Annotated in this window: 21 protein-coding genes; 13 read left to right on the top strand and 8 right to left on the bottom strand. The window is 74.8% G+C overall.

The window, feature by feature from the left end:
- Positions 1-120: 120 nt before the first annotated feature.
- The 6 genes from Q2K16_RS14775 to Q2K16_RS14750 all read left to right on the top strand — a co-directional run bounded on the left by Q2K16_RS14775 (position 121) and on the right by Q2K16_RS14750 (position 6,966).
- Complete coding sequence (locus Q2K16_RS14775; RefSeq protein WP_302746094.1) at positions 121-951, top strand: DUF4097 family beta strand repeat-containing protein; 831 nt, start codon at positions 121-123, stop codon at positions 949-951.
- Complete coding sequence (locus Q2K16_RS14770) at positions 948-1,565, top strand: PadR family transcriptional regulator (protein WP_302746092.1); 618 nt, start codon at positions 948-950, stop codon at positions 1,563-1,565. The genes Q2K16_RS14775 and Q2K16_RS14770 overlap by 4 nt, the downstream gene beginning before the upstream one ends.
- A gap of 88 nt (positions 1,566-1,653) precedes the next feature.
- Positions 1,654-2,355 (top strand): response regulator transcription factor, encoded by a 702-nt coding sequence (locus Q2K16_RS14765; protein WP_088646020.1) that lies wholly within the window; start codon positions 1,654-1,656, stop codon positions 2,353-2,355.
- Positions 2,352-3,902, top strand: coding sequence for a sensor histidine kinase (locus tag Q2K16_RS14760; RefSeq protein WP_302746089.1), 1,551 nt, complete (start codon positions 2,352-2,354; stop codon positions 3,900-3,902). The genes Q2K16_RS14765 and Q2K16_RS14760 overlap by 4 nt, the downstream gene beginning before the upstream one ends.
- 85 nt (positions 3,903-3,987) lie before the next feature.
- The gene (locus tag Q2K16_RS14755; RefSeq protein ID WP_302746087.1) at positions 3,988-5,613 is read left to right on the top strand and encodes a S1C family serine protease; all 1,626 of its coding nucleotides are present in this window, start codon (positions 3,988-3,990) and stop codon (positions 5,611-5,613) included.
- Positions 5,614-5,856: 243 nt separating this feature from the next.
- Complete coding sequence (locus Q2K16_RS14750; RefSeq protein ID WP_489671919.1) at positions 5,857-6,966, top strand: glycosyltransferase family 4 protein; 1,110 nt, start codon at positions 5,857-5,859, stop codon at positions 6,964-6,966.
- A 15-nt stretch (positions 6,967-6,981) separates the two neighbouring features.
- Here Q2K16_RS14750 and Q2K16_RS14745 read toward each other — a convergent pair whose 3' ends face one another.
- Positions 6,982-8,700, bottom strand: coding sequence for a serine/threonine-protein kinase (locus Q2K16_RS14745; RefSeq protein ID WP_302746086.1), 1,719 nt, complete (start codon positions 8,698-8,700; stop codon positions 6,982-6,984).
- Between the two features lie 193 nt (positions 8,701-8,893).
- On the opposite strand from Q2K16_RS14745, the gene Q2K16_RS14740 reads away from it, so the two are divergent.
- From Q2K16_RS14740 to Q2K16_RS14715, 6 genes are all read left to right on the top strand, one after another.
- Positions 8,894-9,724 (top strand): patatin-like phospholipase family protein, encoded by an 831-nt coding sequence (locus Q2K16_RS14740; protein WP_302746084.1) that lies wholly within the window; start codon positions 8,894-8,896, stop codon positions 9,722-9,724.
- Positions 9,724-10,743: a 1-acyl-sn-glycerol-3-phosphate acyltransferase gene (locus Q2K16_RS14735; protein WP_302746082.1), complete on the top strand. Its 1,020-nt coding sequence runs from the start codon at positions 9,724-9,726 to the stop codon at positions 10,741-10,743. The genes Q2K16_RS14740 and Q2K16_RS14735 overlap by 1 nt, the downstream gene beginning before the upstream one ends.
- Before the next feature lie 52 nt (positions 10,744-10,795).
- Positions 10,796-11,116 (top strand): divalent-cation tolerance protein CutA, encoded by a 321-nt coding sequence (gene cutA / locus Q2K16_RS14730; RefSeq protein WP_302746080.1) that lies wholly within the window; start codon positions 10,796-10,798, stop codon positions 11,114-11,116.
- 48 nt (positions 11,117-11,164) lie between these two features.
- Positions 11,165-14,938 carry an SCO7613 C-terminal domain-containing membrane protein gene (locus Q2K16_RS14725; RefSeq protein WP_302746078.1) on the top strand — a complete coding sequence of 1,258 codons (3,774 nt, stop codon included), beginning with the start codon at positions 11,165-11,167 and terminating at the stop codon, positions 14,936-14,938.
- A 113-nt stretch (positions 14,939-15,051) separates the two neighbouring features.
- Positions 15,052-16,203 carry an FHA domain-containing protein gene (locus Q2K16_RS14720; protein ID WP_302746077.1) on the top strand — a complete coding sequence of 384 codons (1,152 nt, stop codon included), beginning with the start codon at positions 15,052-15,054 and terminating at the stop codon, positions 16,201-16,203.
- Positions 16,204-16,346: 143 nt separating this feature from the next.
- On the top strand, positions 16,347-17,399 hold the full coding sequence (locus Q2K16_RS14715; RefSeq protein WP_302746076.1) for a fatty acid desaturase family protein: 1,053 nt from the start codon (positions 16,347-16,349) through the stop codon (positions 17,397-17,399).
- 65 nt (positions 17,400-17,464) lie between these two features.
- Here Q2K16_RS14715 and rocD read toward each other — a convergent pair whose 3' ends face one another.
- From rocD to Q2K16_RS14700, 3 genes are all read right to left on the bottom strand, one after another.
- Positions 17,465-18,679: an ornithine--oxo-acid transaminase gene (gene rocD / locus Q2K16_RS14710; RefSeq protein ID WP_302746075.1), complete on the bottom strand. Its 1,215-nt coding sequence runs from the start codon at positions 18,677-18,679 to the stop codon at positions 17,465-17,467.
- Positions 18,676-19,491 (bottom strand): dimethylargininase, encoded by an 816-nt coding sequence (gene ddaH / locus Q2K16_RS14705; RefSeq protein WP_302746490.1) that lies wholly within the window; start codon positions 19,489-19,491, stop codon positions 18,676-18,678. The genes rocD and ddaH overlap by 4 nt, the downstream gene beginning before the upstream one ends.
- A gap of 354 nt (positions 19,492-19,845) precedes the next feature.
- The gene (locus Q2K16_RS14700) at positions 19,846-20,610 is read right to left on the bottom strand and encodes a UbiA prenyltransferase family protein (protein ID WP_302746074.1); all 765 of its coding nucleotides are present in this window, start codon (positions 20,608-20,610) and stop codon (positions 19,846-19,848) included.
- Positions 20,611-20,769: 159 nt separating this feature from the next.
- Here Q2K16_RS14700 and Q2K16_RS14695 point away from each other — a divergent pair, with 159 nt between their 5' ends.
- A complete protein-coding gene (locus tag Q2K16_RS14695; RefSeq protein WP_302746072.1) occupies positions 20,770-21,576 on the top strand; it encodes an Fpg/Nei family DNA glycosylase in 807 nt (268 codons plus the stop codon).
- 16 nt (positions 21,577-21,592) lie between these two features.
- Here the strand turns inward: Q2K16_RS14695 and Q2K16_RS14690 are convergent, their stop codons facing one another.
- From Q2K16_RS14690 to Q2K16_RS14680, 4 genes are all read right to left on the bottom strand, one after another.
- Positions 21,593-22,459, bottom strand: a complete 867-nt coding sequence (locus tag Q2K16_RS14690; RefSeq protein ID WP_302746071.1) for an aminoglycoside phosphotransferase family protein — start codon at positions 22,457-22,459, stop codon at positions 21,593-21,595.
- 77 nt (positions 22,460-22,536) lie between these two features.
- Positions 22,537-22,737, bottom strand: coding sequence for a DUF559 domain-containing protein (locus Q2K16_RS33025; RefSeq protein WP_368052568.1), 201 nt, complete (start codon positions 22,735-22,737; stop codon positions 22,537-22,539).
- Between the two features lie 6 nt (positions 22,738-22,743).
- Complete coding sequence (locus Q2K16_RS14685; RefSeq protein ID WP_368052551.1) at positions 22,744-23,493, bottom strand: hypothetical protein; 750 nt, start codon at positions 23,491-23,493, stop codon at positions 22,744-22,746.
- Positions 23,494-23,635: 142 nt separating this feature from the next.
- The gene (locus tag Q2K16_RS14680) at positions 23,636-25,006 is read right to left on the bottom strand and encodes an FAD-dependent oxidoreductase (protein ID WP_302746070.1); all 1,371 of its coding nucleotides are present in this window, start codon (positions 25,004-25,006) and stop codon (positions 23,636-23,638) included.
- Between the last annotated feature and the right edge of the window lie 28 nt (positions 25,007-25,034).

Here is a 25,034-nt window from a genome sequence, read left to right as displayed (position 1 = left end):
GATCTTGCCGGCTGCGGGCGGGCGGCGGCTCGCGACAGTCTTGTTCTATCGCGATGTATCGCGTTACGCTTCCTCCGTGCAGTGGCGCGGCCGTCGGCCGTGACCCCGGAGGGAGACGTCATGACCAACTGGAAGGTCGACAGACCACAACGGATCACCGTCGAGGAGCCGGTCACCAGGCTCGACGTCCGCCTGGTCACCGGGCGGCTCAACGTGGTCGGCACCGACGGGCCGGCGCGGATCGACGTCACCCGGATCAGCAGCCGTCCGGTCGTCGTCGAGCACCACGACGGCGTCCTGCGGATCGAGCACGAACGTCCACCCCGCTGGCCCGGCTTCCTCTGGTGGCTCGGTCAGCTCGGTCGCCGGTTCCGGGCCGAGGTGTCCATCGCCGTCCCGGCCGGCACCCTGGCCGACCTGCACCTGGTCGACGGCACGCTGGTCGCCTCCGGGCTGTCCCACGACACCACCGTCGACGTCACCTCCGGGCAGATCACCCTGATGGGCCTGGCCGGGCGCACCAACGCGCGGATCGTCTCCGGCCCGGTCGAGGCGCTCGGCGTCACCGGCGACCTCGTGCTGAACACGGTCTCCGGCGAGGTGACCCTCGCCGACAGCGCGGCCGGCCGGGTGCACGCCAACACCGTCTCCGGGGCGATCACCTGCGACCTGGACAACCCCCGGCGCAGCGACATCCGACTCACCACCATCTCCGGGCCGATCACCGTACGGGTCCGCGAGGACAGCGACCTCGCCGTCCACCTGCACACCACCTCGGGCCGGATCACCAGCGGCTTCCCCCAGGTCGGCGGCGGGGTCGGCGTCGGCCCGGTCAAGGACAGCCACGGGGTGCTCGGCGCGGGCGCGGGTAAGCTCTGGGCGTCCGCGACCTCCGGCAGCATCGCGCTGCTCGCCCGGCCGGTGGACGCCGACCAGGAGGAGCTGCCGTGACCGCCGTGTTCAGTCACGGGCGACTGCGGCTCTACCTGCTACGGCTGCTCGACGACGGCCCCAAGCACGGCTACGAGCTGATCCGGCTGCTGGAGGAGCGCTTCCTCGGCCTCTACGCCCCCAGCGCCGGCACCATCTATCCCCGCCTGCAACGGCTGGAGGCCGACGGGCTGGTCACCCACACCGCCGCCGGCGGACGCAAGGTCTACGAGATCACCGAGGGCGGCCGGGCCGAGCTGCGGCAGCGTGCCGACGAACTGACCGCCCTGGAATCCGACATCTCGGCCTCGGTGGAGGATCTCTCCGCGCTGGCCGGCGAGATCCAGACCGAGGTACGCGGTTCGGTGCGTGACCTCAAGCGGGAACTGCGCGAGGCCGCCCGGCAGACCCGGCAGACCCGCTGGGACCGTCCGGCCGCCTCCACCCCGCCCCGCCCGGCGACCCCCACCACGGGCGGCCCGCCCCTGCTGGCCGAGTTCAACCAGCGGCTGGCCGAGTTCACCGTCGAGGTCGGGGCCCTGGTCCGGGCCGGCCGGCTCAGCGACACCCAGCTCCGTACGGCGATCCGGGTCCTCGACGGCGCGTTGGACGGGTTGCGCCGGCTGCTGCGGTGACCGGCGCGTGGGGGGTGCGGCCGGCTTCACAGGGTTTTTGCAGGAACCGTCCAGCGCCGACGCAGCGACGTCACGGATGATGGCCAGCATGGCCGCTACCCAGACCGAGGCGCGACTGCTCGTCGTCGAGGACGACCCCAACATCCTCGAACTGCTCTCCGCCAGCCTCCGCTTCGCGGGGTTCGACGTGGCGACCGCCACCAGTGGCAGCGCGGCCCTGCACGCGGCCAAGGACCACCGTCCCGACCTGGTGGTGCTCGACGTGATGCTGCCCGACCTGGACGGCTTCGAGGTCATCCGGATGCTCCGCGAGGGCGGCACGCGTACCCCGGTGGTGTTCCTGACCGCCCGGGACGCCACCGACGACAAGATCCGTGGGCTCACCCTGGGCGGTGACGACTACGTCACCAAGCCGTTCAGCCTGGAGGAGCTGACCGCCCGCATCCGGGCGGTGCTGCGGCGTACGGCCACCGGCGAGCACGCCCCCTCCCGGCTCACCTTCGCCGACCTGGAGCTGGACGAGGAGACCCACGAGGTGCACCGGGCCGGCCAGCGGGTGCAGCTCTCGCCGACCGAGTTCAAGCTGCTGCGCTACCTGATGCTCAACGCCAACCGGGTGCTGTCCAAGGCGCAGATCCTCGACCACGTGTGGAACTACGACTTCCGGGGTGACGACAACATCGTCGAGTCGTACATCTCGTACCTGCGCCGCAAGGTCGACAACACCCAGCCCCGCCTGATCCACACCCTGCGCGGCGTGGGCTACGTCCTGCGCAAGCCGGCGGCGTGAATCCGCTCGACGAGGCGAAGGGGCGGCTCCGGAGCGTTCCGCTGCGGGTCAAGCTGGTCGCGGCGGTGCTCACCCTGGTCGCCATCGCCCTCGTGGTGATCAGCTCGCTGACCACGTACTTCCTGCGGGAGTACCTGATCGGCCAGGTCGACGACCAGTTGAGCGGTGACACCAAGGGGGTGGCGCGGGCGCTCGGCCAGGCCCAGGGCCCGCTCGTGGTGGGCATCCCCACCGACTACGTGGCCGCCCAGGCCAGCCGGGCCGGGGTGGACGGGACGTCGCGCTACTCCGGCCTGCGCCCGGAGGAACTGCCGGAGTTCCCGACCGACTTCGCCGGCTTCTCGGCCCTGGTCGGCGACCCGTTCACCGTCCAGTCCAAGGACGGCCGCACCCGGTGGCGGATGCTCTACACCGATCTCGGCGACGGCCGGATCCTCGCCTTCGGCCAGCACATGACCGACGTCGACCTGGCGGTCAAGCGACTCATCTGGATAGACATGCTGGTCGGTGGGGCGGTGCTGATCCTGCTCGCCTCGATCGGCGCGGCCATCGTCCGGACCAGCCTGAAACCGCTGGTGGAGATCGAACGGACGGCCGCCGCGATCGCCGGTGGTGACCTGACCCGCCGGGTGCCCGACCCGGAGGAGGGGCAGGAGTGCGCCACCTCCGAGCTGGGCCGGCTCTCCCGGGCGTTGAACGCGATGCTGGCCCAGATCGAGGCCGCCTTCACCGCCCGCGCCGCCTCGGAGATGGCGGCCCGTACGGCGGAGGCCGGGGCCCGGGACGCCGCGCACGCCGCGTTGGCGTCGGAGGCCCGCGCCCGGCGGTCGGAGGAGCGGATGCGGCAGTTCGTCGCGGACGCCTCGCACGAACTGCGCACCCCGCTGACCACCATCCGGGGCTTCGCCGAGCTGTACCGGCAGGGGGCGGCCCGCGCCCCCGAGCAGACCGCCGACCTGCTGCGCCGCATCGAGGACGAGGCGGCCCGGATGGGGCTGCTGGTGGAGGACCTGCTGCTGCTCGCCCGGCTGGACCGGGAGCGTCCGCTGTCGCTCGCCCCGGTGGAGCTGCCGGTGCTCGCCTCCGAGGCGGTCGAGGCGGCCCGGGTGGTCGCCCCGGAACGGCACATCGAGCTGGAGATCGCCCCGGGTTCCGGGCCGCTGGTGGTGCACGCCGACGACGCCCGGCTGCGGCAGGTGATCGGCAACCTGATGACCAACGCGTTGACGCACACCCCGCCGGAGGCGTCGGTGACCCTGCGGCTGCGTTCCGAGGCCGGGAACGTGGCCGTGGTGGAGGTGGCGGACACCGGGCCGGGGCTTGCCCCGGAGCAGGCGGAGCGGGTCTTCGAGCGGTTCTACCGCGCCGACGCGGCCCGGACCCGCCGGGCCAGCGGGATCACCAGCACCGGGCTGGGCCTGGCCATCGTCGCGGCGCTGGTCACCGCCCACCAGGGCACCGTCGAGGTGGACGAGACCCCGGGCGGGGGGGCGACGTTCCGGGTCCGGCTGCCCCTGCTGCCCGAGGCGGACGGCGACGCGGAGTGACGTCCCGCCGGTTCCCGCTGTGACTTTCAGAAAACTTCCAGGCGGGTTCCAGGTGGGTGACAGTGCGACGGGGAAAACTAGGGGCATGACCGAGTTCGAGACCGACCCGCAGCGTCGGCCGGCTGCCCCCGACGCCGAGCCGTCGCAACCCTCCGCCGAGCCGTCCCGCGCCACGCGCGGCGAGTCCGACACCGCCAACACCCCCGGTCAGGCCGCCGGCACCGCGGGGGAGCCGGCCGGCACGGCCACCCCCGGACCGGGGTACGCGCCGCCCGCGTCGCCGTACGCGCCGCCCGGCGCCACGCCGTACCCGCAGACCTCGTACCCGTCCGGTGGCGGCGACCAGGCGTACCGGCCCGGCTATCCCGCCTCCACCGGCTACCCGGGCCACTCCCCGGCGGGGCAGTACCCGTCGGCCGGCTACCAGCCCGGCCAGCAGCAGTCCGGGTGGGCCGGTGGCTACCCCGGCCAGCACCGTCCCGGCCAGCCGGGGGCGGGTACCCCGTCGGTCGGCTACCCCGGTCAGTCAGCCGTCGGCTACGGCCAGCCCGGCGTGGGCCAGCCGTCCGCCGGCTACCCGGGGCAGGGTGGCCCGGGTGGGCCGCAGCACCCCGGTCAGTCGACCCCGCCGTGGGCGCCCACCCCGGCACCGCAGGCCGGCAAGGTGGCCAAGTTCGTCGGCGCCGGGGTGGCGGTCTTCGCCCTGATGCTCGGCTCCGGTGTGGCCGGTGGCGCGCTCGCCCTGGCGGTCGACGGCGACCGGGGCGGGATCACCCGCAACTACTCGGCCGCGCCTGTGATCAACAGCGCCGACCTGCCGAAGATCGCCGCGTCGGTGCAGGACAGCGTGGTCTCGATCATCACCGACAGCGGTGAGGGGTCGGGCGTGATCCTCAGCTCCGACGGCTTCGTGCTGACCAACAACCACGTGGTCGCCTCCGCCTCCGGGGATGCCGTCCGGGTGGTCTTCGCCAACGGCAAGTCCGCCCCCGCCAAGATCGTCGGCACCGATCCGAAGACCGACCTCGCGGTGGTCCAGACCAGCGGCATCGACAACCTCAAGGCGGCGAAGTTCGGCGACAGCGACGCCATGCAGGTGGGTGACCAGGTGCTCGCCCTGGGCAGCCCGCTCGGCCTGCAGGGTTCCGTGACCGCCGGCATCCTCAGCGCGCGGGACCGCACCATCCAGGCCGGCAGCGGCAACGGCCCGCAGCAGTCCCCGCAGGGCGGCGCCAGCTCGATCTCCGGCCTGCTCCAGACCGACGCCCCGATCAACCCGGGCAACTCCGGTGGCGCGCTGGTCAACACCCGGGGCGAGGTGATCGGCATCAACACCGCCATCGCCACCGCCGGGCAGGGCAGCACCGGCAACATCGGGGTCGGCTTCGCCATCCCGAGCAACAAGGCCAAGGACGTCGCCGAGAAGCTCCAGCGGGGCGAGAAGATCAGCCACCCGTCCCTGGGGGTCAGCGTCAACGCGGCCGAGGACGGCGGTGCGCTGGTCGCCTCCGTCGCCGGGGGCAGCGCCGCCGAGAAGGCCGGCATCCAGCGCGGCGACGTGATCACCAAGTTCGGGGACAAGGTGATCAACGACTCCAACGATCTGGTCGGCGCGGTGCAGGCCGGCAAGGTCGGCGACCGGGTCCAGGTGACCTACAAGCGAAATGGTGCCGAGGCGACCGCAACCGTGACGCTCGCCGAGACGTCGTAACCACAAGACCTGCCTCCTCCGGGCGGCGGGCGGCGGAGCCAAGGGGGTTGGCTCCACCGCCCGCCGCCGCACGCGCCCCGGACGGGCCCCGCCCGGCCGGGGCGCGTCTGCGTGTCCGGCCAAGGGGGGACGTCAGGTGTGTCCGGCCAAGGGGGACGTTTGGGTGTCCGGCCAGGGGGAAAACGCCGCTGATCCCGCCGGACACACCTGCCGGACCGGGACAACGGGGGAGGATTCGTGGCAGTGACCCACCGTCCGTCGGAACGTCCGCCGTCCGGGCCGCCACTGCGGGTCGCGATGCTCGTGCCACCCTGGCTGTCGGTGCCACCACCCGGGTACGGCGGGCTGGAGCAGGTGGTGCACGGGCTGGTGGACGCGTTGGTCGGGCACGGCCACCTGGTGACCGTCTTCGGGGCGGGCCGGCAGCACGGCACCACCGCCGACTTCGTCTCCACGATCGACGAGTTGCAGTACGACCGGCTCGGCGAGGCGCTGCCGGAGCTGGCCCACCTGGCCCGGATCAACCGGCTGGTGTCCGCCGCCGACTTCGACGTGATCCACGACCACACCACGATCGGGCCGCTGGTGGCCGCCCGCCGCGCGGTGCCCACCGTGGCCACCGTGCACGGCAACCCGGTCGGCGAGTACGGGACGGTGCTCGGCGACACCGACCACGGGGTGGGCCTGGTGGCGATCTCGCACGCCCAACGGCGGGCCAACCCCGCCCTGCCCTGGGTGGGTACGGTGCACAACGCGCTCGACAGCCGGGACCTGCCGGTCAAGCGGGCACCCAGCCGGGGCCCGGTGCTCTGGCTGGCCCGGTTCAGCCCGGACAAGGGCCCCGACACGGCGATCCGGGCCTGCCGGGCGGCCGGCCTTCCGCTCACCCTGGCCGGCAAGTGCAACGAGCCCGCCGAGCGCCGGTACTTCGCCGAGGTGGTCCAGCCGATGCTGGGCCACGACGTCGACGTGGTGATGAACGCCGACCGGGAGGCGACCCTGCGGCTGCTGGCCGACGCCCGCTGCCTGATCATGCCGATCCAGTGGGAGGAGCCGTTCGGCATGGTGATGGTGGAGGCCATGGCGACCGGCACGCCGGTGGTGGCGTTGCGCCGGGGCGCGGTGCCCGAGGTGGTGGTCGACGGCGTGACCGGGCTGGTCCGCGACGACGCCCGGGAACTGCCGGCAGCCCTGCGCGAGGTGATCCGGCTCGACCCGGCGGCCTGCACCGCGCACGTGGCCGAGCACTTCTCCACCGAGCGGATGGCCCACGGCTACGAGGCGGTCTACCGGGCCGTCGCATTCGGCGCCGCCCCGCCGCTGCGCCGGCCCGTCGGGTCGCGTAGCCGCTGACGGGTACGCGGCTGGTCAGACGGTGGTCGCGGCCAGATCCCGGACGGCGGCGTCGAGCTGCCGGCCGTACGCCGGGGTGATGCCCCCCTCGTCGACGCGGCGGGTGACCTTCTCGCGGAGCGCGGTCACCTGCGCGGGCACGTCGGAGCGGCCCTCGGCGGCGGACCGGGTCAGATTGGCCAGCACGTTGCGTAGGTCCAGGCCGACGTCCTCACGGACCTCGCCGGTGCGGACCCCGTCGTCGATCAGCCGGCGCATCCGGTCGGCCGCCTCGGTCAGCCCGCCGCCGCCCTGGCCCCCGCCCGGGGTGGTGACCGGCGGGCGCGACGGCGCGGGCGCGGTGGTGGCCCGTCGGGGGGCCGGCGGCGGGGTGGGCTCCGCCGCCGGCTGGGTGCGTGACGGCGACGGTTCGGTCACCGGGGTCTCGCTGCGCCCGGCGACCGGCGGCGTGTGGGTGCCGGGTTCCAGCAGCGGGGCGAGCAGGAGCACCGCCGCCGCGGTCAGCACGACCAGTACCCCCACCGCCACCAGCGGGCGGCGCGAGGGCGGCAGCAGCTCTGGTTCGGGGCCGTCACCATCCGGGCCGCCGTGGCGGCCGTGCCGGGCACCCGAGGTGCCGGTGTCCAGCGTCGCCGTCGCCGCGGCACGGCCACCGACGGCACCGCCGACCCCGGCCCGTCCGGTCGCCGCGTCGCCGTCACCGGGGCCCGCTGTGGCACCGCCCGCCTCGCCGGCATCGGCCACCGATCCACCGCCCGCTGCCGCGCCGCCCGCTGCCGCGCCGACGACGGCCGGGCCGGTTCCGGCGGCCGGGGTAGTGGGCCGGTCGCCCGGGGCGTCGGCCCCGGGGACGGCGGGCAGGGTGACCGTCGGGGCGAGCATCGTGGCGGCCTGCGGGTCACCCGGCAGCAACTGGTCGCGCAGGGCGGTGGCGACCTGGTGCGCGGTCGGCCGTTCGTGCGGGTCCCGGGCCAGGCAGCGCAGGCAGACGTCGACCACCACCGGGGGCAGCCCCGGTACGCCGTCCAGCACCGGCGGTCGCTCGTCGGCGATCGCGGTGGCGAGCTGCTCCCAGGTCTCCGCCGGGTACGGCGGCTGGCCGGTCAGCGTCTCGTAGAGCAGCACGCCGAGGGAGTAGACGTCGGTCGACGGCTGGGCCGGCGCACCGTCCAACCGCTCGGGCGCGACGTACGCCGGGGTGCCGAAGGTGCCGCCGTCCTCGTCGTCGTCGGGGGTGCCGACCTGGGTGGCGATGCCGAAGTCGAGCACCTTCGCGCCGATCCGGGTCATCATCACGTTCGCCGGGGTGATGTCCCGGTGCACGATGCCGAGCCGGTGCGCCGCCGCCAACGCCTCGGCCACCTGGGCGCCCACCTCGACCGCCTCCGGCCAGGGCAGCGGCCCCTCGCTCAACCGGTGCTCCAGCTCCTCGCCGGTGAGCAGCTCCATCACCACGAACGAGGTGATCTCGCCGTCCGGGGCGAGTGCCTCGCCGTAGTCGTGCACCGCGGTCACGTGCGGGTGGACCAGCTGGGCGGCCGACCGCGCCTCCTCGCGCACCATGTCCCGGAAACGGGCGTCGGCGGCCAGCGACGGCGCGAGCACCTTGACCGCGACGACCCGGTCGAGCACCTCGTCGCGGGCCCGCCAGATCACCGACATCCCGCCGGCCCCGATCCTGTCGAGTAGCCGGTACCTGCGGGCCAGCAACCTACCGGCGTTCAGGGCTGCCATCAGTGTTCGCACCTGCCTGGGGTTCGGGGTGGTGTCAGGTTGCGGGAATGTGTCCCCCGTGTCAACGGTTGTCCAGCTGCCCGATGACCCTCCGCAGTGGTGGATTCGCCCACCGCCACCGCGGATCGGGGCGCGCGGCGGTGACCGGCGGCTGCGGCACGGTCACGGGCGGTGGCGTGCCAGGATGAACGGCATGAGTGGCGGTCCGGTGGCGTTCGTGCTCGGCGGCGGGGGAGTGCTCGGCGCGGTCGAGGTGGGGATGCTGCGTGCCCTGTTCCGGGCCCGGATCCGCCCCGACGTCGTGCTCGGCACCTCGATCGGCGCGGTCAACGGCGCGCTGGTCGCCGCCGACCCGTCCGAGGCGGTCACCGACCGGCTGGTCCGGCTGTGGGCCTCCCCGGAGGCGAGCGAGGTGTACGGCGACTCGGTCGCCCGGCAACTGCGCCGCTTCGCCGCCCGTACCCACCTGCACTCGCCCCGGCCGCTGCGCAAGCTGCTGGAGGGGGAGTTGGGCGCGGAGACCACCTTCGCCGACCTGAAGGTGCCGTTCCGCTGCTGCGCGGCCAACATCGAGCGGGCCGCCGAACACTGGTTCCACACCGGACCACTGGTGTCGGCGGTGCTCGCCTCCGCCTCCGTGCCGGGGCTGCTGCCGCCGGCACAGATCGACGGCCAGCACTACATAGACGGCGGGATCGTCAACTCGATCCCGATCGGCGAGGCGGTTGCCGTCGGCGCGACGCAGATCTTCGTCCTCCAGGTGGGGCGGATCGAACGGGAGCTGACGCCGCCCCGCCGGCCGTGGGAGATCGCCCAGGTCGCGTTCGAGATCGCCCGCCGGCACCGGTTCGCCCGCGAGATGGCCGCCCTGCCCGAGGGGGTACGGGTGCACGTCCTGCCGACCGGCGGGCTGGAGCCGCGCGACGACAGCCCGTGGGCGTACCGGGACATGGCGGCGGTGGGGCGGCGGATCAGCCGCGCCTACACCGCGTCCCGGCACTACCTGGCGAGCCTGGACCGCTGATGCCGCTGCCCCCTCGGTGGGTACGCCGGCTGCTGTTCGCGCCCGGGGTGATCCTGCTCGCGTTCACGGTGCTGACCACGGTGCCGGTCTGGGCGCTGCTCGCGCTGGCCGCGTCGCCGTTCGTGCCGGGCCGGTTGCGTCCGCTGCGGCTGCTCTGGATCGGTTGCGTCTACCTGGTCTGGGACGCCGCCGCGCTGGTCGCCCTCTTCGTGCTCTGGCTGGCCTGCGGGTTCGGCAGGTGGAAGCGCACGCCGGCCTTCCAGCGGGCGCACTACGTGCTCGCCGGCTGGTTCCTGCGGGTGCTGTTCTGGCAGGCCCGGTGGACGCTGCGGCTGAGCATCGACGTGGTCGGCACCGACCCGGACACCGCCCTGCCCGGCCGGCCGGAACTGGTGCTCTGCCGGCACGCCGGCCCGGGCGACTCGTTCATCCTGATCCACTCCCTGGTCAACTGGTTCCAGCGGGAGCCCCGGATCGTGCTCAAGGCGGCGCTCCAGTGGGACCCGGCGATCGACGTGCTGCTCAACCGCCTGCCCAACCGGTTCATCGCCCCCGGTGACGGAAAGGGGTCGGCGGTCCGGCAGATCGGCCACCTGGCGACCGGGCTGGACGACGACGACGCCTTCGTGATCTTCCCGGAGGGCGGTAACTTCACCCCCGGGCGGCGGCTGCGGGCCATCGCCAAGCTGCGTGCGCTCGGCCTGGAACGGATGGCGGTCCGCGCCGAGCGGATGCAGCACGTGCTCGCCCCGCAGCCCGGCGGGGTGCTCGCCGCCCTGGACGCCGCCCCGGAGGCCGGCGTGATCTTCGTGGCGCACACCGGTCTGGACCGGATGCTCACCGTCGCCGACGTGTGGCGCGAACTGCCGATGGACAAACGGATCGTCATGCGCTTCTGGTCCGTGCCGCCGGAGGACGTCCCGACCGGCCGGCAGGAGCGGATCGACTGGCTCTTCGACTGGTGGGACCGGATCGACAGGTGGATCGCCGACAACCGGGACAGCGTGACGGCGCGGTGAACGCACCGTGCCGGTCGACCGGTTCGCCGCCGTTCCCGCGTAGGGTGCGCAGGTGGACCGGATCTGCGTGGTGACGACGGTGGTGGACTCGCGCTCCGTCGCGGACCTGATGGCGGCTGCCGCGGTGGCCGGGCGACTGGCCGCCTGCGCCCAGGTCGGCGGCCAGGTCGACAGCACGTACTGGTGGCGGGCCGGGGTGGAGACCAGCACCGAGTGGTCGGTGCAGTTCAAGACCGCCCCGGACCGGGCCACGGCGCTGGTCGCCCAGATCCGGTCCAACCATCCGTACGAGGTGCCCGAGATCCTGGTCACCCATGTCGAGAGCGGCGACGCGGCGTACGCCACCTGGGTGCACGAGAACACCCGCACCTAGGTACGGGCACTCTGGCCTCCGGTTGCGGCCCACCGGCAGGATGGCCGGGTGCAGAACACCGGTTACCCCTGCCCCCGCTGCGGAGCACCCGCCGAACTGACCCGTGGGTGCGCCGGCTGCGGGCTCGGGCCGTACCCGCCCGCCGCCGAGGTGGTCCGGTTGGACCGGGAGATCGTCGCCCTCGGCCGGGAGGTCGAGCGGGCCCGGCAGACGTACCAGGGGCTCGGCACCCGACTGCTCGCGGCGCAGCGCCGACGGGCGGAGCTGGCGGCCCGCATCCGCCGGGAGATCCCCGCGCCGGTCCCGGCCGGCGCGGCGGCCCCGGGTGCGCCGGCCGCCCGCCCCGCCGCGCCGGCAGGCCCCCCGGTCGCCGCGCCGGCCGGGCCCCCGCCCGGTCCGGTCGCTCCGCCGGTGCGCCCGGGGACGCCGGTACGGCCGGGTGCGCCCGGCGGGGCCGTGCCGCCGGCCGGGCCGGTGCCTCCGCCGGCCGCGTCGGACACTCCGGGTCGCCCGGAGACGTCCACCAGGACGATCCAGTGGCTGCTGTTCGTCCTCGGTGGCCTGCTGCTCGGCACGGCGGCGGTGGTCTTCACCGCCGTCGCCTGGGCCACCGTGGGGGTGGCCGGCCGGGCGCTGATCCTGGCCGCGTTCACCGCGCTCGCCCTGGCGGTGCCGCTGGTGGCGAAGTGGCGTGGCCTGCGCGGCACCGCCGAGACGTTCGCCGCCGTCGGCCTGCTGCTGGTGGTCCTCGACGGGTACGCCGCCTGGTCGGTGAACCTGTTCGGCACCGCCGACTGGCCGGCCACCCGCTACGCCGCCCTGGTCGCCGGCGTCAGCACCGGGGTCGCCGCCGGGTACGCCCTGCTCAGCCGGCTCACCGTGCCATGGTTCGCGGCGCTGTTCGTGGTCCAGCCGGTGCTGCCGCTCGCGGTCGCGCAGTCCCGCCCGGGGGCCACCGGCTGGACGCTGACCTTCCTCGGGGTGGCGCTGCTCGACCTCGCGGTGGTGGTCGTGCTGCGCCACCGGTCCCCGGCTGCGGCCGGGCCTGGTCCCGCCGCTGTGGCTCCGGCCGCGGCGGCGTCACCCGCAGCGGCCGTGGCCGTCGCGGGTCCGGGGGGAGGGGTGGTGCCCGCCGGGGGGTCGGGCACCACCACCGCCCCGGCGGACGGGGGTCCGGCGGCCGGCGGGGGGCCGTCCGGTTCCGTGCTCGCCGGCCGGGTGCTCGGCTGGCTCGGCTTCGGCAGCGCGCTGACCGTCGCCGCGAGTTGCGCCCTGGTGCCGCTGGCGCTGGGCCGGGCCGGCGGTCAGCCGCTCCTCGCCGGCCTGCCGTTGCTCCTCGTCGGCCTGGTGCTGGCCGGTGCGGCCCGGGTCGCCGCAGCGACGGTGTTCCGGCAGATCACCGCCGGGCTGCTGGTGCCGCTGCTGGCCGTCGCGGTGTTGCGGCCGGTGGCGGAACTGCGGGCCGGGTTCCTGCTGCTCGCCGTCGGTCTGGTGGCCGCCGCGCTGGCCGGTGCCGTCCGGCTGCTGCCGCAGCGGCACCGCACCGGCCCCCGGGTCGGCGCGCTGCTGGTCGTGGGCGGTGCCGCCCAGGTCGTCGTGCTCGCCACGTGGGCGGTGGCGGCGCTTGCGGTGGACCGGTCACTGCCCGCCTGGCAGGGTGCCGCCGCCGGGCCCGACCTCGCCTGGGGCTGGCAGTTGCCGCTCGTCGTCCTGCTCACCGCCGGTGCCGGCCTCCTGCTGCTGCCGAGGGCGGCCCGCCCGGTGACCGTACTGCTGACGGTGGTGGTCACGGCTGCGGCGCTGCCGGCGGTGACGGTCACCCCGTGGCCGGCCACCCTCGCCGTCGACCTGGTCGTCGGGGCGGCGCTGCTGCCGGTCGCGGTGCTGCGCGGCCGGCGTGCCCCGAGCGTGCTGGTCGGCGCGGCGGGGGCCGCGGTACTGCTCGGGCACGGCCTGCTGGTGGCCTCGGCCGCTCCGGTCGGGATGCTGGTGGCGCTCGGGGTGGTGCTGGTCGCCGGGCTGGCGGTGGCGCTACCCGGCCGCCCGGCGAGCGTCGTCGCGGGCCGGGTCGCCGGGGTCGCGCTGACGGTCGCCCTGCTCACCGTGCCGGCCGGAGCGTCGGTCGCGTCCCGGGCCGCCGGGGCACCGGCCTGGTGGCAGCTGCGGGCCGGGTTCGTCGCCGCCGTGCTGCTGCTGGTCCCGCTGCTCGCGCTGCGTCGGCGTCGGCCCGACCTCGACGGATACGCCGGCGCGGCGCTCGCCCTGGCGCTCGCCGCCGTGGTCGCGCCGACCGCCGTACCCGGTGGGGAGCCGCTCGCGTTCTACGCCGCGCTGGCGCTCGTCGCGCTGGTGCCGGCCGACCGACGGACCGCGCCGGTGACCCCGGGCCGGGTGGCCGGTGCGGTGCTGGCCGGCCTGGCGCTGGTCGCCGCCGCGCCGGTGACCCTGGCCGCGCTCGTCGCCCCCTACGGTGCGCCGGTGCGGCCCTGGTCGGGGGTGCCGACGGGCGACGGTCCGCCCGGCGCCCCCGTGGTCGGGGTGGCGCTGCTGGTCCTGGCCGGCACGGCCGCGCTGGTCGTCCACAGGTACACCGGCGACCGGGCCGGGGCGGCCGTCGCCGCGCTGCCGTTCGGGGCGGCGGCGCTGCCCGTGCTGCTGCTCGGCGCGGACGCCCCCTGGCCGGTGGTGCCGGCGGCGGTGCTGCTCGTCGGGGTCGCCGCCCTGCTCACCGCCACGCTCACCGGCCCGGCCCGACCCGCCGCCCAGGGCGGGGCCGCTCCCCACGGGGCCGCCCCGGGTGTTCCCGGAGCCGCCGCGCCGACACCGACCCACCGGCCTGGCCGGGCGCTGCTGGTGCCGGTGACCACCCCGATCGGTCTGCTGTGGACGGCCACCGGCCTGGTCGGGCTGCTCGCCACCCGGGCCGGCACGCTGGCCGGGCTCGCCCTGCTGGTGGTCACGGCGGCGGTGGTCGGTGCGATCGGCCGGCGGGCCGAGGTACGGCTGCTCGGCTTCCTGACCGCCGTCGCGGCGGCCACCGGGTTCGCGCTCACCGCACCGCTGGCCGCCGACCTACCGCTGCGCACCGCCGGTTTCCCGGTGCTCGGGGTGGCGGTGGCGGTGCTCCTCGGCGCACCCGCGCTGGCCCGTCGCGGCTCGTTCACCGTACGGGCGCTGGAGGCTGCCGCGCAGGCGGTGGCCGTGCTCGCCCTGCTGCTCAGCGTCGGCGCGATCCGGTACACGGCGGCGATCTGCGTGCTCTGGGGTGCCGCCGCGGCGCTGCGGGTGCTGTACCCGGGCCAGTCGGCCGGCCGGCGGTGGGCCTTCGGGGCGGTGGCCGGTGGCAGTGAGCTGCTCGGGGCGTGGCTGCTGCTGATCAGTGGCGAGGTGGTGCTGCTGGAGGCGTACACCCTGCCGGCGGCCGGGTTGACGGTGGTGGCCGGCCTGCTCGCGCTGCGCGCCCGACTCGGGTTGACCAGCTGGCTCGCCCTCGGTCCCGGGCTGGCCGCCGGGTTGCTGCCCAGCCTGGTGTCGGTGCTGGTGGCCCCGGACCCGCAGCCGTGGCGGCGGCTGCTGCTGGGCGGGGCCGCGCTGGCCGTGGTGCTGGTCGGGGCGGGCCGGCGGTGGCAGGCGCCGGTGGTGCTCGGCGGCGGCACCCTCGTCCTGCTCGCGGTGCACGAACTGGTCCGGGGTTGGGACCTGCTGCCCCGCTGGATCTACCTGGCCGTCGGCGGGCTGGCGTTGATCACCCTCGCCGCCACCTACGAGCGGCGTCGGCGCGACGTGGCCCGGCTGCGCGCGGCGGTGGGCCGGATGGGCTGACCCGGGCACCGGTAGGGTCGTGCCAGGGCAGCGCCTGCTCACCCCGGCGGGCAGGTGCCGACCGGGCCGGCGGTGGCGGCCCGGCAGATCGACGACATCCTCCGGAGCGCGCGATGAGATTCGAGATCAGCAAGGTGCTGGACGCCATCGAGGGGCGGGTCTGCACCGACCCGTCCCTGGCCCGAGCGGTACTCGACCTGGCCGAGGTGATCCGCTACCAGGATCTCGACGGTGGCCGCCCGGCCAGCCTGCTGCGGCTCGGCATGGTGATCGACGCGCTCTCCCGTGAGCTGGCCGAGGACAGCGTCCCGGTCTACGCGATCGTGCACCGGGCGCTGCTCTCCGACGCCGACCTCACCTCCAACGAGCGGATGGTGGTCCGCCGGTGGGCCGACGACGGCCTGGTCGAGGTGCTCGACAACCCGGGCGACCGGATGCTGGAGGTGGCCGACCTGCTGGGTCTGCCGGTGGTCAGCCGGGTCCGCTTCGACGGCCTGCGTGGCCGGTTCCCGTGGCTGGTGGAGCAGCCGGGACGGGTCGTCGCGCCGGTGCCCGGCGCGGGCGGCCCGGCCTTCGTCGCGCACGTCGGCGGCGGGCACACGCCGGTCGAGGGCGACCGTTCCCCGGTCGGCGGGCAGTTGCTGGCCCGGAAGTGGCGCTGCCCGGAGCCGGGATGCGCGCTGTTCGGCGGTGGCGGGGGCGGTGGGGCGTTCGCCGACCTGGCCCGGGTGGACCGGGCCCCGGCCGGTCAGCCGCCGCCCGCCCTGCGCCACGGCGTGCCGACCTGCCCCCGGCACGGCGCCCGGCTCTCCGACGCCGGGCCGCGCCCGCGCAGCGAGGTGCTGGCGATCCGGATCGGTGGCCTGATCCGCCGCCGGTTCGTCCTCACCGAGGACGAGCCGGTGACGGTCGGCCGGGCCCCCGACGAGACCGGGGGCGTGATGCTCGGGCAGTGGCTCAACGACGAGGCCCGGCGCTGGATCAGCCGGGCCCACGTCCGGTTCGAGCTGCGCGTCGGCGAGGTCATCGTCACCGACGTCAGCACCAACGGCTCCGGCATCCGGCCGAACGGCTCGATGGCCGAGGCCGACCGGGTCCCGCTGACCCCGAAGCAGTCCCGGGTGCTCGGCGGCGCGGACATGGTGGAGCTGTACCCCGGGGTGCAGGTCGGCCGGGCCCGGGAACTGCCCACCGGTGCGGCGTTCACCCCGACGTCGGTGATGGCCGAGGCACCCACCATGGCGATGCGGCTGCCGCGCGACTGACCCCTACCGGCCGCGGTCGGTAGGGGTAGCTCCACCCCGGACTGGGGGCCGACAAGGATTGTCCAGTCTCGTCTGTGACGCCAGGCTTGGTGACGCAAGGTCGCACATCGGGTGCGGCCCGCGACACCGGAGGGTGACATCAGATGAGTTCTTCGACGTTGGCAGCGTCGACCGCCCGGCGGGGCAGCGACTATGCGCGCCTGTCCCGCCGGGTCGCCGAGGCGGGGCTGTTACGCCGGCGTCCCGGCCGGTACACGGCCCGCATCGTCGGAACCCTGGGCACCTTCCTGGCCGGTTGGGCGCTGGTGGCGCTGGTCGGTGACTCCTGGTGGCAGTTGCCGCTGGCGGTCGTGATGGCGGTGGCCACCACCCAGGTGGCGTTCCTCGGGCACGACGCCGGGCACCGGCAGATGTTCCGCCGACGCGGCCCCAGCGAGGCGGCCGGCCTGATCGCCGGCAATCTCGCCGTGGGGCTCAGCTACGGCTGGTGGGTGGACAAGCACAACCGGCACCACGCCAACCCGAACCACGCCGACGAGGATCCCGACGTCGGCGCGGGCGCACTGGTGTGGACGCACGAGCAGGTGATGGCGACCCGGGGTTTCGGTCGGTGGATGGCCCGCCGGCAGGCGTGGCTGTTCTTCCCGTTGCTCCTGCTGGAGGGGCTGGCGCTGCACGTGGCGAGCATCCAGGCGGTGATCGGCCGGGAGCCGGACGGCCGGTGGCGGGTCCCGATGCGGCATCGGGCCGTGGAGGCGCTGCTGCTCGTGGTGCACACCGTCGGCTACGTCGGCCTGCTGCTGGCGGTGATGTCACCGGTGAAGGCGCTGCTCTTCGCCGCCGTCCACGAGGGGCTCTGGGGCTTGTACATGGGGTGCGCGTTCGCCCCCAACCACAAGGGCATGCTGATGCCGTCCGACGAGGACAACCTCGACTACCTGCGCAAGCAGGTGCTCACCTCGCGCAACGTGTCCGGCGGTTGGTTCGTCGACCAGGCGCTGGGTGGCCTGAACTACCAGATCGAGCACCACCTGTTCCCGAACATGCCCCGGGGCAACCTGCGCCGGGCCCAGCCGCTGGTCAAGGCGTACTGCGCCGAGCAGGGCATCCCGTACACGGAGACCGGGCTGATCGACTCGTACCGGCAGGGGCTGGCGCACCTGCACGAGGTGGGGCGACCGCTGCGCGAGGGCTGAGCCCGACGCACCGGCGGACAGGGCGGCGGCACCATCGTGGTACCGGTGCCCTGTCCGGCAGAACCTCAGCCGGCCAGTACGGCGGCGAGCTGCGCCACCGCGTGGTCGACCTCGTCATCGGTGATCACCAGCGGCGGGGCCAGCCGGATGGTCGAACCGTGCGTGTCCTTGGCCAGCACGCCCCGGTCCATCAGCCGCTCGCACGCCTGCCGCCCGGTCATCAGCGCCGGGTCGATGTCGACCCCGGCCCACAGCCCGCGCACCCGCACCGCCACCAGCCCGTTGCCGAGCAGCCCCTCCAGCCCGGCGCGCAGCCGCTCGCCCAGCTCGGCGGAGCGGCGCTGGAACTCCCCGGTGGCCAGCAGCCGGACCACCTCGGTGGCGACCGCGCAGGCGAGCGGGTTGCCGCCGAACGTGGAGCCGTGCTGGCCCGGCCGGAGCACACCGAGCACGTCGGCGTCCGCGGCGACGGCGGAGACCGGCACGATGCCGCCGCCCAGCGCCTTGCCCAGCAGGTACATGTCCGGTACGACGCCCTCGTGGTCGCAGGCGAAGGTGCGTCCGGTCCGGCCCAGGCCGGACTGGATCTCGTCGGCGATGAACAGCACGTTGCGGTCGGTGCACGCCCGGCGTACGCCCGGCAGGTAACCCTCGGGCGGCAGCACCACGCCCTGCTCGCCCTGGATCGGCTCCAGCAGCACGGCGACGGTGTTCTCGTCGATCGCCGCCTCCAACGCCGTCAGGTCGCCGTAGGGCACCACGGTGAACCCGGGCGTGTACGGCCCGAAGTCGGCGCGGGCGTCGGCGTCGGTGGAGAAGCTGACGATGGTGGTCGTCCGGCCGTGGAAGTTGCCGTCGGCGACGATGATGTTCGCCTGCCCCGGGGCGACCTTCTTGACCTGGTAGCCCCACTTGCGGGCCACCTTGATGCCGGTCTCCACCGCCTCCGCGCCGGTGTTCATCGGCAGCACCAGGTCCTTGCCGCAGAGCGCGGCCAACTCCCGGCAGAAGTCGGCGAACTGGTCGTGGATGAACGCCCGGCTGGTCAGGGTGAGCCGGTCGAGCTGCTCGTGGGCGGCCCGGACCAGGGTCGGGTGCCGGTGGCCGAAGTTCAGCGCCGAGTAGCCGGCCAGGCAGTCCAGGTAGCGCCGACCGTCCACGTCGGTGAGCCAGGCCCCCTCGGCGGAGGAGATCACCACCGGCAGCGGGTGGTAGTTGTGTGCAGTGTACCGCTCCGCGTCCCGGACGGCGGACGGGGTCCGCAGCATGTCCTCGATCACTGGCTCGCCTTTCCCTGACGGAGTCGCAACGTGCAGCACTTCGGTCCGCCGCCGGCCTTGCGCAGCTCGGACAGGTCGACACCGATGGTCTGGTAGCCCCTGTCGCGTAGCTGCGCGGCCAGCCCGGTGGCCTGCGCGGGCAGCACCACGTGCCGGCCGTCGCCCACCGCGTTGAGGCCGAGCACCTCCGCGTCGGCCATGCCGGCCCGGATCGCGTCCGGGTAGAGCCGGCGCAGCACCGCCCGGCTGCCGGGGGAGAACGCCTCCGGCAGGTACGCCACGGTCCGCTCGTCGAGCACGGTCAGCGCGGTGTCCAGGTGGTAGAAGCGCGGGTCGACCAGCTGCAGGGTGACCACCGGGTAGCCGAAGACCTCCTGCAACTGGGCGTGCGAGGCGTGCGCGGTGCGGAACCCGGTGCCGGCGAGCAGGTGGTCGCCGACCAGCAGCACGTCCCCCTCGCCCTCGTTGACGTGCTTCGGGTCGTACACCTCGAAGCCGGCGGCCTCGAACCAGGCCCGGTAGGCGGGGGCCTCGTCGGCGCGCTGCGGGTCGCGGAACTGCACCGCCATCGCCCGGTCGCCGATGACCGTGCCCCCGTTGGCGGCGAAGACCATGTCCGGCAGGCCGGCGACCGGATCGATCAGCTCGACGGTGTGGCCGAGGTCGAGGTAGGTGCGGCGGAGCTGCTCCCACTGCCGGATCGCCAGGTCGGCGTCGACCGGCGCGGTCGGGTCCATCCACGGGTTGATGGCGTAGTCGACGGCGAAGTACGTCGGCCGGCACATCAGGAAGCGCTGGCTGGTGGCGTCCATCGTCATTGTCCTGCTCCCGGGCTCGGGCGCGCCCGGCCTCGGTGGCCCACGGGCTGGCGCCGTGGCTCAACGGTATGCGGCCCGGCGGTACGACAACCACCGCCGAAACGTGCGTCAGGCGGTGGTTCGTTGCGTGTGGTCCGACTGAGGTGACGATCCGTTGCGTGGTGGCGTACGGCGAAGGGGCCGTCACCCCCGGCGGGAGGTGACGGCCCCTGTGCGCTTCGGTGGCGGCGAACCGCTGCCCCCGAGGTGGGGTGCCCGGCTGGTGAACCACCAGAGCTGGTCGGGCGGTGCCGGCGAGCCGGCTGGTCCAACGTCGCCGGCGAACCGCCGGCGGGGTCAAATGTGCCCTCAGAACCGGTCGACAAACTGTGAGTCGAGCCACTCCCGGAACCGGGCCACCCAGTCGCCGTCGGTGGTCGGCCAGTCGAACTGGCCGGTGAAGGCGAGCACGCCCAGCACCACCGCGGCCAGGCCGACCAGCACGCCGACCAGCGCGTCGGTGGTGCCGGCCACGTGCCGACGCCGGGTCGCGATCAGCCCCAGCACCGAGCAGACCGCGCCGAACGCGCCGAGGGCGATGCCGTACCCGGCCAGCGTGCCGGTGAGCACGAACCCCGCGCCCACCACCGAGACGATCAGGCCGAAGGTGGCGAGCAGGCTGCTCCTCGGCTTCGGTCCGGCCACCACCGGCGGCTGCGGGCCGGTTCCGTCGGTGTCCACCCCGTCGGCGGGGCGGGTGCCGGCGGGCGGAGGCGGAACCGGCGGCCGGTCCCGGTCGACCGGCCGGTCCGGCACCGGACGCGGCGCGGGGTCGGTGACCCGCATCGGGTCGGTCGGCGTGCGCGGCTCGTCGTCGACCGTCGTCGACCGGGCGGCGGCGGCGCTCCGCGTGCCGTCCACGGCGCTGCGGGCGGTCGCCGCCCGCGCCAGCGCGCCGCGTTCCGCCGCCCGCCGCTCGTCGTCGGCGGTCCGCCCGCCGTCGGTGGCCAGCGACCCGCTGCGGTACGTCGCCCGGTCGGTCACCACCGGCTGCCCGTCGCGCGCGTCGACCACCCCGTCGCCGTTGCTGTCCTGCGTCGCCGTCCGGCGGCGCAGGAGGGAAGGAACGTTCACCACCACACCTCCTCGTCGATGCGTGCAGCCCTCGGAAGGGTCGGTGGCCGGCACGCGGGAACACCCCGGATGTACCCCGTACGTCGATCGACCACACTCCGGCCACCCGGACGGCACCGTCGGCGGCGGGGCCGGGACGGCGGGCTACCCTTGGCACCCGTGCCAGAGGGACACACCATCCACCGCCTCGCGGCCCGCCACGCCGAGCTGTTCGGCGGCGACAAGGTCACCGCCAGCAGCCCGCAGGGCCGCTTCACCGAGGGCACCGCCCTGATCTCCGGCACCGTCCTCGACGGCACCGAGGCGTACGGCAAGCACCTGCTGCACCACTACGCCGACGAGCGCACCCTGCACGTCCACCTGGGCCTGTACGGCAGGTTCACCGACGGGGACGGCGAGCCGCCCGTACCGGTGGGGCAGGTCCGGCTGCGGCTGGCCAGCGACCGGCACTGGCTGGAACTGCGCGGACCCACCGCCTGCGAACTGCTCACCCCGCCCGAGGTGGCGGCGCTGCGCGACCGGCTCGGCCCGGACCCGCTGCGCGCCGACGCCGACCCCGAGCGCGCGTACGCCCGGATCGGGCGCAGCCCCACCCCGCTCGCCGCGCTGCTGCTCGACCAGTCGGTGGTGGCCGGCACCGGGCTGATCTTCGTGACCGAGGCGCTGTTCCGGTCCGGCCTGCGGCCGACGCTACCCGGCCGGCAGCTCACCCCGGCGGGCTGGACGGCGCTCTGGGCCGACCTGGTGGCGCTGATGACCGTGGCGGTGACCCGCGGTCGGATCGACACCGTCCGCGACGCCCACCTGCCCGAGGCGATGGGCCGCCCCGCCCGGGTCGACCGGCACGGCGGCGAGGTGTACGTCTACCGCCGTGCCGGCGCGCCCTGCCACGTCTGCGGCAGCCCGGTCAGCCGGGGCGAGCTGGCCGGACGCAACCTCTACTGGTGCCCCACCTGCCAACGCTGAGCGCGGGCGGGGGCACCTACGTGCCGTCGACGAGCCAGCGGGCCACCTCGACCTGGTTGGTGAAGACCGTGTCGCCGTCCAGGCTCCAGGCCAGGCAGTGCGCGATCGTCCAGCCGACCACTCGGTCCCGGTCGAGGCCGAGTGCCCCGGTGACCCGGTCCAGCCGACGCCGTACCGCCTCGGGGGAGTGCCCCAGCTCGACCCCGCGCACGATCGGCACCACCGCGAACTCCCGCTCGCCCAGCAGCGGCTTCGGGTCGATCACCAGCCACGACTCCCGGGTGGCCCGCAGCACGTTGCCGGCGTGCAGGTCCTGATTGACCAGCACCTGTTCACCCTGGGTGTCGACCAGCCGGTCGAGCTGGTCCAGCGCCGCGTCGACCAGCCGTCGCCCGTACGGCCGGCCGGCCCGGTCCCACTGCTCGGGCAGCCGGTGTCGCCAGCCCGTCGCCTCCTCCGCGAGCGGGGTGAACGGCCCGGCCGCCCGCCGCCACAGCCGGGGCAGCAGGCCGGACACCACGTCCACCGCCTCGTCGGCGGGCAACTCGTGCAGCGGCGAGCCGGGCCGGCACCGCTCCACCAGCAGCGCCCGCCGCTGCGGGTCGTGGGCGAGCAGCCGGACCGCCGCCTCGCCGTCCCAGTGCGCCAACGCGTCGGCCTCGTGCCGGCTGTCCGGGGCCGGATACTGCAACTTCAACACCGCCGGGGTGCCGTCGGGCAGGTCGGCGGGCATCGCCAGCGAGGCGAACGCGTACGGGAAGGGCGGCCCGAGCCGCAGCGACCACTGCTGCGCGCACTCGTCCCGCCACCGGGCCAGCGTGGCCAGCCACTCCCGCCCTTCCGGCACCTGCCGCACCCACGACAACCCCGCCGGAATCTCCACCGACCCATTGTGGCGACCGAGGACAGGTATCGCTGTCCTGGCGACTGTCCTGTCCCGGCGACGACAACTCCCCACGATCAAGCGAGGTCGGGGCACCAGCCGGCGGCGGTCAGCGCCGCGCGCAGTTGGGCCGCCACCTCGTCGGGGCGGTGGCGGACGTCGAACGCGGTGAACCGCAGGATCCGGTCCCCGGAGATCCACACGCCGTTCTGCCGGCGCAGGTCGGCCGCCCACTGCCGGACGTCCATGTGGTGTGCCCCGTCGACCTCGACGTGCAGCCCCCACTACCGCCAGTAGGCGTCCAGGTAACGCGTGCGCCCGGCCGCGTCGCGCCGGCGTTCCTGCAACTCCGGCCGGGGCAGGCGATGGCGGCGACAGAGCCGGACCAGATCGATCTCGGACAGCGCCTCAGCCCCGCCGGCCAGGTCGCCGACGGTGTGCCGGATCAGAGTCGACCGGCGCAGGCGCGGCAGCCGACGGGCCACCGCGTCGAGTTCGCCGGGGGTCACCCGCCGCTGCTGGCAGCCGGCCGCAAGCACCGCCCGGGCGTCGTCGTCGCTGTGCATCCACTGAGCCGCGTCGATCAGCGAGCGGGCCATCGTGGTGCGGTCCGGCCGCCCCCGCTGCCGGTCCTCGTCGCCGAGGTGCCGGGTCCGTCGTACCCGCACCGCCGGCATCCCGAGAGGCAGCCGGCGCAGCAGGTCGGGAGCCTGCCGTTGGTACGGGACCAGCACGTCCAGCGCCTCGTGCCGCCACCGCCCGCGTAGCCCACCCGCCTGGGCCGCCGCGAGACCGGCCAGGACGGCGTCGGCGCCGGCGGCCAGCACCGCCACCCAGCGCGACTGGTCGATGGTCACCGGGCCACCGCCGGCCCGCAGGATGCCCCGGCACACCCGCTCCCAGCGGCCGGTGGCCAGTAGGTGCCGTACCCGGGCGGGGGTGAGTTCGGTGGTGGCCTGCGCCCAGCTCACCACCCCGGCCTGGGTGAAGAGCAGCCAGTCGAGGGCGGCGGCATCGTCGCCAGGCATCCGCATCGGACGAGTAGATCATGCATTGTGGAGAGTTGTTGTCGCCCTGGCGACAACAACTCTCCACAATGTGCCGCGTCGCCGCAGCGCCGCGCGGCGGAGGGACGGGCGAGGCGGGGTGGTCGGCGTGAGGCGGTAGGTGGGGGCTTCAGCGGCCGAGGGCGTCGACGGCCTTGCGGGCGGCGATCAGCACCGGGTCCCAGACCGGCGCGTACGGCGGGGCGTAGCCGAGGTCGAGGGCGGTCATCTCGTCCACCGTCATCTCGTTCCACAGCGCCACGGCCAGCGCGTCGATCCGCTTCGCCGCCTCGGAACGGCCGACGATCTGCGCGCCGAGCAGCCGACCGGTGGGCCGTTCGGCGATCAGCTTGACCGCCATCGACTGGGCCCCCGGGTAGTAGCCGGCCCGGTTCGTCGACTCGGCGATCACCGAGACGAACTCGAACCCGGCTGCCGTGGCGTCCCGCTCCCGCAGCCCGGTACGCCCCACCTCCAGGTCGCAGACCTTCGTCACGGCGGTGCCGATCACCCCGGGGAAGGTGGCGTACCCGCCGCCGATGTTGATCCCGGCGACCCGGCCCTGCTTGTTGGCGTGGGTGCCGAGGGGGATGTGCACCGACATTCCGGTGACCCGGTGCAGGGTCTCCACGCAGTCGCCGGCCGCCCAGACGCCGGGCACCCCGGGCACCCGCATCCGGCGGTCGACGCGGACGCCGCCGGTCTGGCCGAGCGGGAGGCCGGCGGCGGCGGCGAGCGCGGTGTTGGGGCGTACGCCCAGGCCGAGGAGCACGACGTCGGCCGGCACCGGGCCGGTGGAGGTGACCACCGCGGACACCCGCCCGTCACGCTGCTCGACCCCGCTGACCGTGACACCGGTACGGATCTCGACGCCCAGCCCGCGCATCGCCTCGGCGACCAGGCCGGCCATGTCCTCGTCGACGGTGGCCATCGGCTGCTCGGCCCGCTCGACCAGGGTGACGGCGAGCCCGCGTTGGATCAGCGCCTCGGCCATCTCCACCCCGATGTAGCCGCCGCCGACCACCACCGCCCGGCGGGGCGTCGGCTCGGCGTCCAGCCAGGCCCGCAGCGCCGCCGCGTCGTCCAGGGTCTGGATGCCGAAGATGCCGTCGACGTCGCCGTCGGCCCAGTCGGGCTGGTTGGGTACCGAGCCGGTGGCGTACACCAGGGTGTCGAAGCGTTCGCGGACCTCGCCACCGTCGTCGAGCCGGCGGGCGGTGACCTCGTGGCGGTCGAGGTCGATGCCGGTGACCTCGGTGCGCAGCCGTACGTCGATGGCGAAGTCGTCCCGGAAGGTGGCCGGGTCGCGGGCGATCAACGCGTCCCGCTCCTCGACCAGCCCGCTGATCCAGTAGGGGATGCCGCACGCCGAGTAGGACGTGAAGTGTCCCCGCTCGAACGCCACGATCTCCAGGTCGTCGACGCCCCGGCGGCGTCGGGCCTGGGACGCCGCCGCCATGCCGGCGGCGTCCCCACCGACCACGACCAGCCGCTCTGTCACGACGCCCAGTCTTCCACGCGCGGGTCGC

The sequence above is a fragment of the Micromonospora cynarisoli genome (assembly GCF_030518815.1).
In the GTDB taxonomy this organism is placed as follows: domain Bacteria; phylum Actinomycetota; class Actinomycetes; order Mycobacteriales; family Micromonosporaceae; genus Micromonospora; species Micromonospora wenchangensis.
This window is presented reverse-complemented; position numbering and strand designations above follow the sequence as displayed.

Excerpts from the sequence above, each read along its gene's own strand:
- Q2K16_RS14775 (WP_302746094.1), top strand. The coding sequence starts at position 121 with ATGACCAACTGGAAGGTCGACAGACCACAACGGATCACCGTCGAGGAG.
- Q2K16_RS14765 (WP_088646020.1), top strand. The coding sequence starts at position 1,654 with ATGGCCGCTACCCAGACCGAGGCGCGACTGCTCGTCGTCGAGGACGAC.
- Q2K16_RS14755 (WP_302746087.1), top strand. The coding sequence starts at position 3,988 with ATGACCGAGTTCGAGACCGACCCGCAGCGTCGGCCGGCTGCCCCCGAC.
- Q2K16_RS14745 (WP_302746086.1), bottom strand. The coding sequence starts at position 8,700 with ATGGCAGCCCTGAACGCCGGTAGGTTGCTGGCCCGCAGGTACCGGCTA.
- Q2K16_RS14740 (WP_302746084.1), top strand. The coding sequence starts at position 8,894 with ATGAGTGGCGGTCCGGTGGCGTTCGTGCTCGGCGGCGGGGGAGTGCTC.
- Q2K16_RS14735 (WP_302746082.1), top strand. The coding sequence starts at position 9,724 with ATGCCGCTGCCCCCTCGGTGGGTACGCCGGCTGCTGTTCGCGCCCGGG.
- Q2K16_RS14720 (WP_302746077.1), top strand. The coding sequence starts at position 15,052 with ATGAGATTCGAGATCAGCAAGGTGCTGGACGCCATCGAGGGGCGGGTC.
- Q2K16_RS14715 (WP_302746076.1), top strand. The coding sequence starts at position 16,347 with ATGAGTTCTTCGACGTTGGCAGCGTCGACCGCCCGGCGGGGCAGCGAC.
- ddaH (WP_302746490.1), bottom strand. The coding sequence starts at position 19,491 with ATGGACGCCACCAGCCAGCGCTTCCTGATGTGCCGGCCGACGTACTTC.
- Q2K16_RS14685 (WP_368052551.1), bottom strand. The coding sequence starts at position 23,493 with ATGCGGATGCCTGGCGACGATGCCGCCGCCCTCGACTGGCTGCTCTTC.